The sequence below is a fragment of the Pseudomonas sp. Au-Pse12 genome (assembly GCF_021341665.1).
In the GTDB taxonomy this organism is placed as follows: Bacteria; Pseudomonadota; Gammaproteobacteria; order Pseudomonadales; family Pseudomonadaceae; genus Aquipseudomonas.
In genome coordinates this window covers 81811-96090 of record NZ_JAJTTH010000007.1, presented here as the reverse complement: position 1 = coordinate 96090, position 14280 = coordinate 81811, and the positions used below count along the sequence as shown (strand labels likewise).

The 14280-nt window shown below is 64.1% G+C and carries 14 protein-coding genes; 9 read left to right on the top strand and 5 right to left on the bottom strand.

What is annotated here, in order from left to right:
• The first annotated feature begins 74 nt into the window (after positions 1-74).
• The 7 genes from LXM55_RS20545 (at position 75) to LXM55_RS20515 (ending at position 6611) form a co-directional block, all read left to right on the top strand.
• Positions 75-575: a Csu type fimbrial protein gene (locus tag LXM55_RS20545; protein WP_233322056.1), complete on the top strand. Its 501-nt coding sequence runs from the start codon at positions 75-77 to the stop codon at positions 573-575.
• Positions 576-677: 102 nt separating this feature from the next.
• Positions 678-1214: a Csu type fimbrial protein gene (locus tag LXM55_RS20540; protein ID WP_233322270.1), complete on the top strand. Its 537-nt coding sequence runs from the start codon at positions 678-680 to the stop codon at positions 1212-1214.
• Positions 1215-1233: 19 nt separating this feature from the next.
• Positions 1234-1770, top strand: coding sequence for a Csu type fimbrial protein (locus LXM55_RS20535; RefSeq protein WP_233322055.1), 537 nt, complete (start codon positions 1234-1236; stop codon positions 1768-1770).
• Positions 1771-1774: 4 nt separating this feature from the next.
• Positions 1775-2275 (top strand): Csu type fimbrial protein, encoded by a 501-nt coding sequence (locus LXM55_RS20530; protein WP_233322054.1) that lies wholly within the window; start codon positions 1775-1777, stop codon positions 2273-2275.
• A gap of 67 nt (positions 2276-2342) precedes the next feature.
• Positions 2343-3113 (top strand): fimbrial biogenesis chaperone, encoded by a 771-nt coding sequence (locus tag LXM55_RS20525; protein ID WP_233322269.1) that lies wholly within the window; start codon positions 2343-2345, stop codon positions 3111-3113.
• 118 nt (positions 3114-3231) lie between these two features.
• Positions 3232-5589 carry a fimbria/pilus outer membrane usher protein gene (locus tag LXM55_RS20520; RefSeq protein ID WP_233322053.1) on the top strand — a complete coding sequence of 786 codons (2358 nt, stop codon included), beginning with the start codon at positions 3232-3234 and terminating at the stop codon, positions 5587-5589.
• A gap of 44 nt (positions 5590-5633) precedes the next feature.
• Positions 5634-6611, top strand: a complete 978-nt coding sequence (locus LXM55_RS20515; protein ID WP_233322268.1) for a Csu type fimbrial protein — start codon at positions 5634-5636, stop codon at positions 6609-6611.
• Positions 6612-6644: 33 nt separating this feature from the next.
• On the opposite strand, the gene LXM55_RS20510 is transcribed toward LXM55_RS20515, so the two are convergent.
• Positions 6645-7865, bottom strand: coding sequence for an MFS transporter (locus LXM55_RS20510; protein ID WP_233322052.1), 1221 nt, complete (start codon positions 7863-7865; stop codon positions 6645-6647).
• 105 nt (positions 7866-7970) lie between these two features.
• Between LXM55_RS20510 and LXM55_RS20505 the strand changes: the two genes are divergently transcribed.
• Positions 7971-8426: a winged helix-turn-helix transcriptional regulator gene (locus LXM55_RS20505; protein WP_233322051.1), complete on the top strand. Its 456-nt coding sequence runs from the start codon at positions 7971-7973 to the stop codon at positions 8424-8426.
• A gap of 36 nt (positions 8427-8462) precedes the next feature.
• Here the strand turns inward: LXM55_RS20505 and LXM55_RS20500 are convergent, their stop codons facing one another.
• Both LXM55_RS20500 and LXM55_RS20495 read right to left on the bottom strand, forming a co-directional pair.
• Complete coding sequence (locus tag LXM55_RS20500; RefSeq protein ID WP_233322050.1) at positions 8463-9617, bottom strand: M14 family metallopeptidase; 1155 nt, start codon at positions 9615-9617, stop codon at positions 8463-8465.
• A gap of 480 nt (positions 9618-10097) precedes the next feature.
• Positions 10098-10445 (bottom strand): DUF6124 family protein, encoded by a 348-nt coding sequence (locus LXM55_RS20495; RefSeq protein WP_233322049.1) that lies wholly within the window; start codon positions 10443-10445, stop codon positions 10098-10100.
• Between the two features lie 131 nt (positions 10446-10576).
• On the opposite strand from LXM55_RS20495, the gene LXM55_RS20490 reads away from it, so the two are divergent.
• Positions 10577-11242, top strand: a complete 666-nt coding sequence (locus LXM55_RS20490) for a LexA family protein (RefSeq protein WP_233322048.1) — start codon at positions 10577-10579, stop codon at positions 11240-11242.
• Between the two features lie 264 nt (positions 11243-11506).
• On the opposite strand, the gene LXM55_RS20485 is transcribed toward LXM55_RS20490, so the two are convergent.
• Both LXM55_RS20485 and LXM55_RS20480 read right to left on the bottom strand, forming a co-directional pair.
• Positions 11507-13453, bottom strand: coding sequence for an acetyl/propionyl/methylcrotonyl-CoA carboxylase subunit alpha (locus LXM55_RS20485; protein WP_233322047.1), 1947 nt, complete (start codon positions 13451-13453; stop codon positions 11507-11509).
• Positions 13453-14268, bottom strand: a complete 816-nt coding sequence (locus LXM55_RS20480) for a gamma-carboxygeranoyl-CoA hydratase (protein WP_233322046.1) — start codon at positions 14266-14268, stop codon at positions 13453-13455. Before LXM55_RS20480 ends, LXM55_RS20485 begins: the two co-directional genes overlap by 1 nt.
• Positions 14269-14280: the final 12 nt, after the last annotated feature.

Below are 14280 nucleotides of genomic sequence, written 5' to 3'. Positions count from 1 at the left end.
GTTGCTAACCTCACTTCAGCAAATGCTTCTCACAAGGGATTGAGGCCTTGAATGGATATAAGGGGGTGGCAGTCATGAGCGCCTTGCTTTGCGCGACGGCAGGCGCCGCGGACTTGCAGGTGCAGGTCCGGGTCGATGTGCTGCGTGGCTGCCAGTTGGTCGGCCAACAGCGCGAGGCTGGGATCGAGTCGCTCGGCACCCTGGATTTCGGCAGCACCGCGCGCCTGGACGACCCGGCCGGGCCCCTGTCGGCGGCCTTGCCCAGCGGCCGCCAGCCGCGCCTGGAATGCAACCCCGATACCCCCTATCAGATGCGCATCGACGGCGGCCTGCACGGCGGCGTTGGCGAGGTCCGTTACCTGGCCAGCAACACTCAAGCGGGCAAGCCCATTCCCTATCGTCTTTACCAGGACCCGGCCCGGCGGATTCCGCTGCCGGTGAATGTGCCGGTCAGCGGGCGGGTGCCGGACTCCGGTACGGTGGACCTGCCCTTGTACGGGCGTATCGAACCCATGGCCGAGATTCCCCGGGCCGGGGGGTATTCCGATGTCGTGAAAGTGACCCTGGCCTGGTAGGGCCGGGGCATGCAGGTTGCGCCGAGTATCGGGGCGGGGCAGGGGCAGCTGTTCGCGGTGAACGGCTCATGTGGGGGGGCTGATGGAGCTGGGATGGCTGCAATGAAAGGCAGGACCTGGACGATCGTTGCCCTGGGGTCGCTGTGTCTGCTGGCTGACGATGCGCAGGCCGCGATCAGTGGGCAGATCCAGGCACGCCTGGTGATCACCGCCGCCTGCCAGGTCAGCAGCGGTGGCGACCCGGCCGTCAAGCCGATCGGCGATGCGGGCATGCTCAACTTCGGCCAGCAGGGCCCGACCTGGGTCGCGCCGATCAAGGCCAGCCTCACCGACAGTGCCGAAGGCCCGTTGCAGGTGGCCTGCAACACCTCGGTCACGGGCTTCACGGTGACCATCAATGGTGGCCTCAACGGTGACGGTACGACCCGACGCTTGAGCAACGGCCGCCAGACGATTCCCTATCGATTGTTCGTCGATGCTTCCGGTAGCGACAGCTACAGCATCGGTCAGCAGCGCAATTTCGCAGTGAGCAACGGCAGACGGATTCCCATTCCGGTGTTCGGCTCGGTGGTCGCGAATACCCGCGCGGTTCCGGCAGGGGTCTACACCGACACCCTGACCATCACGCTGGATTGGTAACCATGAGAGGACGCACATCATGCACGCGCTTGTATCCAGAATCGGCTGGCCCTTGCTGGGGCTGGTCATGGCTTCAACGGCCAATGCCGCCACCACGGTCACCGGGCAGATCAGCTCGACCCTGATCCTCACCAGCAGCTGTCAGGTCAACGGCGTCGGCGGCAGCACCGGCCTGAACTTCGGGGCCTTGAACTTCGGCACCACCAACAGCCTGTTCACCACGGCCACCGGCCAGGTGCTGGGCGGTGGCGGCGGTGCACTGTCGATCCTTTGCTCCAGTGGCACCACGCCGAGCCTGACCATCCAGGGCGGGGCCAACGACGGCAAGTCCACCGGCGGCACCCGGGCGCTGTTCGATGGGGTGGCCAACTACGTGCCCTACGACCTGTACACCGACTCCGGGCATTCGCAGATCGTGGCGATCAACGGCGTGATCAACCTGGCGCCCAGCACCGGGGTGGCGCAGACCGTGAACCTCTATGGCCAGGCGGTGGGCAAGGCCGGCCTGCCCGCCGGCACCTACACCGACACGGTGTCCGTGCAGCTGACCTTCTGATGCCATGGCCAGCCACGCGTGTACGCTGGTGCTGGTGGCCTGTGCCGGTGCCTGGCCGGCCTGGATCGCGGCGGCCACCAGCCAGAGTTTTCAGGTCAGTGCCACCATCACCGCCGGTTGCCTGGTGGTGGGCGGCGTCAGCAACTACGGCAGCCTGGCCTTTGGCAGCCAGTCGGCGCTGTCCACCAGCACGGTCAAGGTGGCGCTCACCGGGGGCGTGCAGCTGCAGTGCACGCCGGGGGTGACCCTGAACATGACGGTCGACGGCGGCCAGTACAACAGCAGTGGGCGGCACATGCAGCTCAATAGCGGCAGTGCCCGGGTGGCCTATCAGTTGTACAGCGATGCGGCCTACAGCCAGAGCCTGGGCATCAGCCAGAGCGTGGCGGTGGCTTACAGCGATGCCAATAACATCAGCCTGCCGATCTACGGGCAGGTGCAGTTGCCGGGCAATCAGCCTGGGGGGACGTACAGCGATGTGCTGCAGGTGCAGCTGTCGTGGTAATGGGGCGAATCAACAACCAGCCGGCAGGCGTACAAGGAGTAGCAGTATGCATTTACTTTTGCGGGGCATGCGGGGGGCCGGTTATCTGATCCTGGTGGGGCTGTTGTCGGCCGTGCCCAGGGTCCAGGCCGCCAGTTCGATACTGATCTGGCCGATCGACCCGGTCCTTGAGGCCGATCAACAGGCTAGCGCGTTATGGCTGGAAAACCGTGGCACCGAGACCGCCAACCTGCAGATCCGGGTGTTTGCCTGGAGCCAGAGCGGTTTCGCCGACCAATACCAGAACCAGCGCGATGTCATCGGCAGCCCGCCGGTGGCGAAGATCGAGCCTGGCCAGAAGCAGTTGGTGCGCCTGACCCGGACCCGCGACATCCCGCCGGGGCAGGAGCTGGCGTACCGGATCATCATTGACGAGATTCCCTCGGCCAAGCCCGTCACTCCCCAAGGCGATGCCAAGAGCGCGGCGGCGATTCGCTTCCAGATGCGTTATTCGGTGCCGCTGTTCGCCTATGGCCCCGGGCTCTGGAGCAAGGAGGATACCTCCCGCCCGCGCGACCCCAAGGGGGCCGGGGTGGCGGATTTGAGCTGGCGCAAGGTGGCGGTGGACGGCAAGGGCTTTTTCGAGCTGCGCAACCAGGGAGCGGTGCATGCCCGCCTGACCGATGTGGCCTTCAAGCAGGGCGCGCAGACCCGGCCGGTGGCCCCGGGATTGCTGGGTTACGTACTGCCTGGCGCGGTGATGCGCTGGCCGTTGCCTGACCCCCTGGCGGCCGAGTCGACCTTGCAGTTGCGGGTCAACGGAGCTGCGCAGGTGCAGAACCTGGCCCCTTCACACTGACCCAGGTGCGCAGCGCGGTTGCCTGCCAGGCAGCCAGCGGCAAAGGTATGGACGGATGTGAGCGCGGTGGCGCATCCGCCTCGGGATGGAGATGTCCATAGATGGACGTGAGCCCGCAATGAGCCAGGACCCGGCTCGTCGTTTTCGCTGGTTGCAAGGGGTGGCGGCCGGCTTCTGCGGCCTGATGCTCAGCGCAGAGGCGTCGGCCGGGGAATTGCCGCCACCGCCCAGCAGCCTGGAGTCGATGGCTGATGCGCAGTTGTTTCTGGAGCTGGTGATCAATCAGATGAACACGGGGAAAGTGGTCGCGGTGGAGCAGCGTTCCGGCCGGCTGTTCATGTCGACGCAGGCGCTGCGTGAAAGCGCAGTCAAGCTGCCCGAGGGCCTGGGCGCCGAGGTCGACCTCGACAGCCTGCAGGGCCTGCACAGCGATTACGACAGCCAGGGCCAGCGGCTGTTGCTCGATGTGCCGCCGGACTGGCTGCCGGAGCAGTTCATCGGCAGCCGCCAGGCTTACCCGCGAACCCCGGCCCTGAGCAGCTTCGGTGGCGTGCTCAACTACGATCTGTACCTCAACGACACCGATGACGGCGGCAGCTACCTGGCGGCCTGGAACGAGGTGCGGCTGTTCGACTCCTGGGGCACGCTGTCCAACACCGGGCAGTACCGCCAGACCCTGTCCGGGGTTGAAAGCCGCTCACTGAGCAACGGCTACCGGCGTTACGACACCACCTGGCGCTTTTCCGACGACGAACGCCTGTTGACCTATGAAGCCGGTGACGTGATCAGTGGCGCCTTGCCCTGGAGCAACTCGGTGCGCCTGGGCGGGCTGCAGTTGTCCCGGGATTTTTCGGTGCGCCCGGACCTGGTGACCTATCCCTTGCCGCAATTTGCCGGGGAGGCGGCGGTGCCGTCTTCGGTGGACCTGTTCATCAATGGCTACAAATCCAGCAGCAGCGACGTGCAGCCGGGGCCCTACACCCTGACCAACATTCCCTTTATCAACGGTGCGGGCGAGGCGGTGGTGGTCACCACCGATGCGCTCGGCCGGCAGGTGTCGACCACGGTGCCGTTCTACGTCACCAGCACCCTGCTGCAGAAGGGCCTGACGGATTTCTCGGTGGCCGCGGGGACGCTGCGCCGGGACTACACGCTGCGCGACTTCGGTTATGGCCCCGGGGTGACCTCCGGCAGCCTGCGCTACGGCCTGAGCGACAGCCTGACCCTGGAAGGCCACGCCGAAGCCTCGGACTCGCTGACCCTGGGCGGGCTCGGTGGCAACCTGCGGCTGGGGCAGTTCGGGGTCATCAACACCGCTGTCAGCCAGAGCCGTTTTGACGGCAGCGGCGGCCAGCAACTGAGTGTCGGCTACCAGTACAGCAGCCAGCGCTACAGCGTCGCCTACCAGCGGGTGCAGCGGCGCGACCAGTATGCCGACCTGACGGTGATCGACAGCCCCTACACCAGCCTCAGCCAGCGCAGCGAGCAACTGACCCTGAGCCTCAACCTGGAGCGTTTCGGCAGCCTGGGAGCCGGCTACTTCGATGTGCGCGCCGCCGATTCGACCCGCACCCGGCTGTTGAACCTGACCTGGAGCAAGCCGCTGTGGCACAACAGCAGCTTCTACCTGTCGGCCAACCGCGAGATAGGTGACAGCCACTGGGCCATGCAGGCGCAACTGGTGATTCCCTTCGACCTGCACGGCAGCCTGAGCCTGAGCAACGAGCGCAGCAAGGCCGGGGAAAACCGCCAGCGGGTCAACTTCAGCCGTTCGGTGCCGATCGAGGGCGGGGTCGGCTACAACCTCGGCTACGCTACCGGCGATGGCGCTGACTATCGCCAGGCCGACGTCACCTGGCGTCTGCAGTCGGTGCGCCTGCAGGCCGGGGTCTATGGCACCCGCGACGCCGAAACCCGCTGGGCCGATGCCAGCGGCTCGCTGGTGTGGATGGACCGTCAGGTGTTCGCCGCCAACCGCATCGACGATGCGTTCGTGGTGATCAGCACCGATGGCTACAAGGACATCCCGGTGCGCTATGAAAACCAGCTGGTGGGCCACACCGACAAGAACGGCCATCTGCTGGTGCCCTGGAGCAGCGCCTATTACCGCGGCAAATACGAGATCGACCCGCTGAACCTGCCGGCCAACGTGCAGAGCCCGAATGTCGAGCAGCGCGTGGCCGTGCGGCGTGGCAGTGGCTACCTGCTGGAGTTTCCGCTGACCCGGATCATCGCCGCCAGCGTGGTGCTGGTGGACGCTCAGCAGCGCGAGTTGGCCCTGGGCAGCAACGTGACCCATGAGCAGAGCGGGGCGCGGGCGGTGGTTGGCTGGGATGGCCTGGTCTATCTGGAGAACCTTTCGGCGCACAACACCCTGCAAGTGGAGCTGGCCGATGGCAAGGCCTGCCGGGTGCAGTTCGACATGGATCTGCAACAGCAGCAGGTGCCGTTGATCGGCCCGCTGGTCTGTCAGTAGCGGCGGTATCACCTGGCAAAGGAGTGCGGGACGTGGACAGGTTCATGGGATGGCGACAGGCACTGCTGGGGCTGCTGGCGAGCGTGATGGCGCTGACGGCCCAGGCGTTGTGCACGACGGTTTCGACCTCGCCGGCGGGCTTCGGCACCGTCAGTTCGATCCTGGTGCGCACCACCTCGCAGCCGGCTTCCACCACCAATGCCGGGCTTAGCTGCACCGGCTCGCTGTTGAGCGTTCTGGCCAGCAACGATCACTTCTACGCCACCATCACCTCCAGCACCAGCGGCATGGTCGGGCCCACCGGCGATGTCATCAGCTACACCCTGTACGCCAACAACAGCACCAGCTACCCGATCACGCGCGGGGTGCAGTTCGACTTCGCCCGCAACTCGATCATCGACCTGCTGGGGCTGCTCGGCAGCCCGACCGTGGCCAAGACGGTGCCGATCTACCTGGGCACGCTGACTGGCAGTAACGTCGCGGCGGGCATCTACACCGAGAACCTGAGCATCTTCTGGAGCTGGAACTATTGCGCCGGGATCGGCGCCCTGGGGGCCTGCCTGGGCCGCGACATCGGCAGCGGCACCCAGAGCCTGACCGTCAACATGACGGTGTCCAACGACTGCGTGATCACCGCGCCGAACATCAGCTTCGGCAGCGCGCCGGTGATCAGCGCCTTTGCCACGGTGACCGGGCAGACCATCAACCTGGCCTGCACCAAGGGCAGCGCCTACACCGTGGGCTTGAGCGACGGCCAGCACCCGGTGAGCGCAGGCGGGCGGCGGCAGATGATTTCCGGCAGCAACTACCTGGCCTACGACATCTTCAAAAGTGCCGGCAATACCCGTTGGGGCAGTGTCGGCAGTGCCCGGCGCTCCAGTACCGATGCCGAAGTGAACCCGGGTAACGGCCTGGGCACCGGCAGCCAGGTCTTCAACTACAACGCCAGGATCTACACCGACCAGAGCACCCCGCCGGCCGGCACCTATGTCGACAACGTGGTGCTGGACGTGGGCTTCTGAGCGGCTACCGGGTGATTTTCGGCGGTGCCCGGTTCAGGTGGCGCAACGGACCCTGGCCGGCGCCTTGCCCGGGGCCAGGCTCCACAGCCAGTACGCCAGTGCCGCGGCGTTGATGCTGGCGCCGAGCAGGCAGACGCCGATCCAGCCGGCCCAGGCATAGGTGGCGGTGGCGGCGATGGAGCCGGCGGCGCTGCCCAGGGAATAGAACAGCATGTAGCCAGCAGCCAGGCGGCTCTGGGCTTCGGGGCGCACGCTGTAGATCAGGCTCTGGCTGGTGACGTGCACGGCCTGCAGGCCCAGGTCGAAGCTGATCACCCCGAACAGCAGGGCCCACAGCGATGACTGGGTAAAGGCGATGGGTAACCAGGACAACAGCATCAGCCCCAGGGCCAGGCCGCTGGTCCACTGTGCCAGGCCGCGGTCGGCCAGGTGCCCGGCCCGTGCCGCACCCAGGGCACCCGCCGCGCCGGCGAGGCCGAACAGGCCGATCTCGGTGTGCGACAAGGACAGCGGCGGGGCGCTCAACGGCAGCACCAGCGGCGTCCACAGCACGGTGCCGGCGGCGAAGATCAGCATCGCCAGCACGGCCCGGTCCCGCAGCACTTTCTCCTCCCTGAACAGCTGCAGCAACGAGCCGAGCAATTGCCCGTAACCCTGGCTGGCACGCGGTTGTTCGTGGCTGGGCAGGGCTTGCCACAGGGCCGCGGCCACCAGCAGGGTCAGGCCGGCGGACAGCAGATAGACCGAGCGCCAGCCGGCCAGGTCAGCCATGGTGCCGGCCACGGTGCGGGCCAGCAGGATGCCGACCACCACGCCGCTGGTGACCACGCCCACCGTGCGGCCACGCTGGGCCGCCGGGGCGAGGTGGGCGGCGTAGGCCACCAGCACCTGGGTCACCACCGCCAGCAGGCCAATGCTTGCCATGCCCAGCAGCAGCCAGCCACTGCTGGGTGCCAGGGCCACGGTGAGCAGGGCCAGCACCGAGAGCAGGGTCTGGATCACGATCAGCCTGCGTCGGTTGAACAGGTCACCCAGGGGGACCAGCAACAGCAGGCCAAGGCCGTAGCCGACCTGGGTCAGGGTGATGACGATGCCCACGGTGGCCGGTGCCAGGTTGAAGCTTCGAGCCATGGCATCCAGCAATGGTTGGGCGTAGTAGACATTGCCCACCGCCAGGCCGCAGGCGATGGCGAACAACAGCAGCACTCTTGTCGAAAGCTGGGAGGCAGCAGGGGCAGAGGGGGGGTGTGACATGTTGGGCTCCGTTTTTATGGTTTCATAATGAAACCAGTTGTACGGTAAAGATCGTGGTTTTATATTGCAACCACTTTTCAGTGGTCCGATCGGAGAATGCCCAGCATGGTTAAACGCACCAGCCTGCAAGATGCCGAGTGCCCGGTTGCCCGTTCACTGGATGCCATTGGCGACTGGTGGTCGTTGCTGATCGTGCGTGATGCCTTTGATGGGATCTGCCGTTTTGGCGAGTTCCAGCGCAACCTCGGCATGGCCAAGAACATCCTCGCCACCCGTCTGCGGACCCTGGTGGAGCACGGTGTGTTGGAGGTCGTGCCGGCGTCCGATGGCAGCGCCTACCAGGAATACGTGCTGACGGAAAAGGGCAAGGGCCTGTTTCCCTTGATCATTGGCTTGCGCCAATGGGGCGAGGCGTTTTTCTACCAGGAAGGCGAAGCGCACTCGCGGATGGTCGACCGGGAAACCGGGCAACCGCTGCGTGCGCTGGAGTTGCGTGCGGCGGATGGGCGTTTGCTGGGGCCTGAAGATTGCCGACGGGTGCCGGCCGGGGAGCAGGGCTGATGGCTGCGCAACGGGCTGCGCAGCCGTCAGGCAGGGTCAGCGCAGGTGGTCCACCAGGTCGGCCAGGGTGCTCAGGACATCCTTGCCCAGTTGCATGGAGCGCTTGCCGGACCAGCCGGTGAGCGGGTTGGGGTTATCGTCGTGGTCCTTGAACGGCATTTCCAGGGTCAATGCCAGGCAGTCGTACTGCTCCCCGACGGCGTTGCAGGCCAGGGTCATGTTGGCTTGCCCGGGGTTGTCACGGGTGTAGCCGTGGGTGGTCTGGAAATCCCGGGTCTGGTGTTTCAGGTGGCGGCGAAAATGCTCTTCGAGCTTCTCCAGGCGCGGGGTGTAGCCCGGGTTGCCTTCGCAGCCGGCGGTGAACACGTGGGGAATCTCCTCATCGCCGTGCACGTCGAGAAACAGGTCGACGCCGTATTGCTCCATCTGCTGCTGGACGAACAGCACTTCCGGGCTGAGTTCCTGGCTGGCGTTCTGCCAGGCGCGGTTCAGGTCCTGGCCCTGGGCGTTGGTGCGCAGGTGGCCGTGGAATGCGCCGTCCGGGTTCATGTTCGGCACCAGGTACAGGTCGGCCTTGGCCAGCAATGCATTGAGTTCCGAGTCTTCGTGATGGAACAGGCGCTCGATCACGCCCTCCATGAACCATTCGGCCATGTGTTCGCCGGGATGCTGCTGGGCAATGATCCAGATCTTGCGTCGGCCGGGGGCGCCGCTGCCCTTGCGCAGTAGCTGGATGTCCCGGCCTTCGACGCTTTTGCCCACTGCCAGCAACTCGGTGCCGGCCTTGGTCAGGGCCTGGTCGATCAGCCAGTCATGGCGGCCGCGGCTGTAGGGTTCGAAGTAGGCGAACCAGGCGTGGGTCTGGCTGGCTTCGAGGTTGAAGCGCAGGGCGTCGCCTTCGAAGATTGTCGGTACGCGAAACCAGTTCACATGGTCGTAGGACGCAACCGCCTGATAGCCGGTCCAGGCCTTGTTGTAGGAGGATTGGCTGGCGTTGGTCAGGCGAAACCAGTGCTCCTGGCCTACGTGCAGGCCACTGACCTTGAAGTGAAACCACTGGAAGTGCGGGCTGCGCGTATCCGGACGGATGGCCAGCAGCGCCTGCAAGGGATTGCTGATGTCCAGCACTTCGATGTTGCCGCTATCGAAGTCAGCAGAAACTTGAAAAGTAGTGTGATTGCCCACGGTCATAATCGGTTCCTTAGCAGGATTGTTATGACCGCTACTCTACACACAAGGGGGGGTAAAAGAAGGGGGGGCGTCGTCCTTGACGCAGGCCAAGCTTAGTGGCTATGCGATTGATTCTCAAGCGCTACTTTTTTCGTTCCGAGGCTTTACGACGGGCGTTCTCTTGCAAAAAGACATTCTTTTGCTATCATCGCCGCCATTATTTTTTAGCGACACCCACAGTCTTCATTAGCCTGAAGCCAAGCCAGAAAAACTGGCAAAAAAAAAGACCCGGCAAAAAGCCGGGTCAAAAACCGTGATTAGCCTGATGAGGAGATAATCCAAAGGTCCGACCTAAGGTCCTTTGGGCTATCGACTGATCTCGCGATCAGTTGCTTGCAATAATAATCATTATCATTTGCAAGTCAAATGTTTTTCCCCGCCTTATGGAAATTTTTTTTCCACTCCCGTTGTTGATCGCGCGCCCAGCCGCGCGCAAAGACTTCAGCTCGATTCACAGCGCTGGCTTTCCAGGGACCTGTCCACCAGGGCCTTGGCCAGATCGATCATGTGCACCACTGAAAATGCCAGGTCACGGCTAGCGCCTCGCAGATTGTCCGCTGCGTCATAGGCGGTGGCCGCTGCGCAGCGCAGCAGATCGGAGGCGTGGATCATGGCTTCCTCGCGGCTCAGGCTGCGCCTGATCTCGAAGAACTTCTCTTCCTTTTCCGTTCCGGCAACGTTTGGTTTCAGGTAGTAGTCCATCGCGCGTCGTGCCGCGTGGCTGTCCTTGAGTGAGTTCAACGTGGCATCAGTATCGTATTCCGACACATCCTTGCGACTTGTATTCATGAAGTGGTCTGTCCTGTTTGAGAAAGGAAAGAGGGGTAAAGCGATATTAGTACGCATTGTAATTGTGACGAAATTTCAAATACTACAAGTTGTGTGTTGAGGCGAGAAATACACAACGTATTGTTCAGCCCATGGACAAATGGATCGAGTTGGTCAAAGCCAACATGAAAGGCCGCAAGGTCACACAGGAAAAGCTCGCTGAGCGTCTGGGCATGTCTCAAGGGGGCATCGGTCACTGGTTGAGCAAGCGTCGCCAACCGAAGATCGAAGACATGAACCGAGTGCTGGAAGAGATCGGCATGGGCTTTCTTGAAGTCGCCCTGGTGGTCCGCGAGAAACCCATGCTCGGTGATGACGGCGAACCCCTGGTGGATGAGCCTTCCCTGCAGCACAAGTACAACCCGTACTTCCGGTACCCGGTCAGTGATTGGCGGATTGCCGGGGAAGTTCGCGAAAATGGCCAATCGGCCTATGTGCCCGAGCGTTATGAACTGTCCGATTATCAGGCACAGGGGGCCGCCTTCTGGTTGTTGGTGGTCGGTGACGCGATGATCGCGCCAAGCGGCCTGAGCATCAGCCAGGGCATGCTGATCCTGGTGGACCCGGCCGTTGCTGCCGAGCCTGGGAAGTTGCTGGTCGTGCAGTGTCCCGGGAATGACGAGGCGATCTTCCGCAAGTTGGTACAAGAGGGCGGTCAGCGTTATCTGGTACCACTCAATCCTACTTATCCGAAGATGCTCTACAGCGATGAGTGCCGGGTTATTGGTGTAGTCGTACAAGCAACTGCGAAGTTTTAACTAACGGCCAAGCCCTTTCTTACCTCCCATGTAGGAAAGGCGGCAGTTTAAACCGATGCAGTTATCCCTCTTCTGCCAATTCACGGCGCAGGTTTCATGCCTGTGCCACGCATCTTTCTTTCCGTATTGAAGACTTCGCTTTGCGATTGGCCCGATCGTTGGCGCAGTCAACGCAGGCTTGGCTGGAACTTGATATCGACCTGATGCTGACAGGGCCGCCTCCGGGCCCCGAAGGGCCGGAGATGGCTACTGCCTTGCCGACGTTTATTCCAACTCCACCAACGCACTGCCTTCGCTGACCATTTCGCCTTCCTGGCAGTACAGCGCCTTGATGATCCCGGCCTGGGGCGCGCGGATGCTGTGCTCCATCTTCATCGCTTCCAGTACCACCAATTGCGCACCAGCTTCGACGCTTTGCCCGACGCTGACCAGCACCCGCACGATGCTGCCGTTCATGGGGGCCGTGAGCCCGCCATGCTGGCTGTGGCTGGCATCGGCCGCGGCAATCGGGTCGTAGGCGGTGATGCTGTGCATGTCGCCCTGCCAGTGCAGGTACAGGGTTTCGCCACGGCGAATGGCGCGGTGTTCACGACGCAGCCCCTGTTGTTCGACCCACAGCTGTTCGCCTTGCAACTGAAAGGCGCAGGTGGGAGCCCCGAGACTGATAGCCCGGTCCTGCCCGGCGCAGCTCAGGTGCAGGCTGGTTTGCGCTGGCAGGCCGCTGCGCCAGCCGTTGACCGCCGACCAAGGCGATTGCGGATCGTCGCTGCGCGTCCGCTGCGGCTGGCTTTGAGCAAAGGCCTGGGCCGCCGCGTGCCAGAAATCCGTACTGAGTTCGCTCGGCGCTGGCAGTAATTGCTCCTGATAGCGTGGGATAAATCCGGTATCCAGTTGCGCCTCGGCGAATGCCGGATGGGCAATGATGCGCCGTAGGAACGCCAGGTTGGTTTTCAGGCCACCGATGGCGAACTCGTCGAGCATGCTCAACAGGCGCAGGCGCGCCTGCTCGCGGTCCTCGCCCCAGGCGATCAACTTGCCCAGCATCGGGTCGTAGAAGGGCGAAACGCTATCGCCTTCCTCGACGCCGCTGTCCACCCGCCGCCCCGGGCCAGCGGCGGATTCGCGATACAGCTCAAGGCGCCCGGTGGCCGGAAGAAAGTCGTTGGCGGGATCTTCAGCGTACAGCCGCACTTCGATCGCATGCCCGCGTAGGGGCACTTGTTCCTGGCTGATGGGCAGGGCTTCACCTCGTGCCACACGGATCTGCCAGGCCACCAGGTCGAGGCCGGTGATGGCCTCGGTGACCGGATGTTCCACCTGCAATCGGGTGTTCATTTCCATGAAGAAGAATTCGCCGCGGGCATCGAGGAGAAACTCCACAGTGCCCGCGCCCACATAGCCGATAGCCTGGGCCGCGCGCACCGCGGCTTCGCCCATGGCCTTGCGCAGCTCGGGGCTGAGGCCCGGAGCGGGGGCTTCCTCGACCACCTTTTGGTGGCGGCGCTGGATCGAGCAGTCCCGTTCGTTGAGGTACAGGCAGTTGCCGTGCTGGTCGGCGAACACCTGGATCTCCACGTGCCGCGGCTTGAGCAGGTACTTTTCCACCAGCATTCGCGAGTCGCCGAAGGACGACTGGGCTTCGCGCTGGGCCGAGGCCAGGGCTTCGGCCAGTTGGCTGACGTCCTCGACGACTTTCATGCCTTTGCCGCCCCCCCCGGCGGTGGCCTTGAGCAGCACCGGGTAGCCAATGCGTTCGGCGGCGGCACGGAAGGTTTCCAGGTCCTGGGCTTCACCGTGATAGCCCGGCACCAGGGGCACACCGGCGGTTTCCATCAGCGCCTTGGCCGCCGACTTGCTGCCCATGGCATCGATGGCCGAGGCGGGCGGGCCGAGGAAAATCAGCCCGGCGGCCTCAATGGCCCGAGCGAAACCGGCGTTTTCCGAGAGAAAGCCATAACCGGGATGGATGGCCTGGGCGCCGCTGGCCCGGGCGGCAGCAATCAGCTTGTCGATCTGCAGGTAACTGTCGGCGGCCTTGCTGCCCCCCAGGTCCACGCGGATATCCGCTTCGCGGCTGTGCCGGGCGTCACGGTCGGTAGCGCTGTGCACGGCCACGGTGGTCAGGCCCAGGGCTTTGGCGGTGCGCATCACCCGGCAGGCGATTTCACCGCGGTTGGCCACCAGCAGGGTGTCTAGAACAGGGGCGCTCATCAACGGGACTCCTTGGACGTGGTCTCGGCCTGCCAGCTGGGCGGGCGTTTTTCCAGGAACGCCCGCAGGCCTTCCTGGCCTTCAGCGCTGACCCGGATGCGGGCGATGGCGTTTTCGCAGTAGCGACGCAGGGCGGTGGTCAGGGCGCCATTGCCCACTTCCCGCAGCAGGTCCTTGCTGGCGCGCATGGCCTGAGGGCTGTTGAGCAGCAGGTTGTCGACCCAATGCTCGACCTGCTGATCCAGCTCGGCAGCCGGGTAGCTCTCTGCCAGCAAGCCGATTTCCCGTGCACGCTGGCCGCCGAAACGTTCGGCGGTGAGGGCATAGCGTCGGGCCGCCCGTTCGCCGATGGCCTGCACCACGAATGGGCTGATGACCGCCGGTGCCAGGCCAATACGGACTTCCGACAGGCAGAACTGGGCATCGTCGGAACCGATCGCCATGTCGCAGCAACTGATCAGGCCCAGGGCGCCGCCGAAGGCCGCGCCTTGCACCACGGCCAGGGTCGGGATCTTCAACTTGGCCAGGTTGTACATCAGCTCCGCCAGTTCGCGGGCGTCGTCGAGGTTGGTGTGGTAGTCGAGCGCGGCCGATTGCTGCATCCAGGCCAGGTCGGCACCGGCGCTGAAATGCCGGCCGCGTCCGCGCAGCAGGAGGAAACGCAAGCTCGGGTCGCCTTGCACCTGATCCAGGGCGAGGATCAGTTCACGGATCATTTCGGCGTTGAAGGCGTTGTTCTTGTCTTCGCGGCTGAGCCACAGGGTGGCGAAGCCTCGAGGGTCGCGCAGCAGTTCCAGGGTATTGAAGTCGCTCATGTTCTTCTCGCG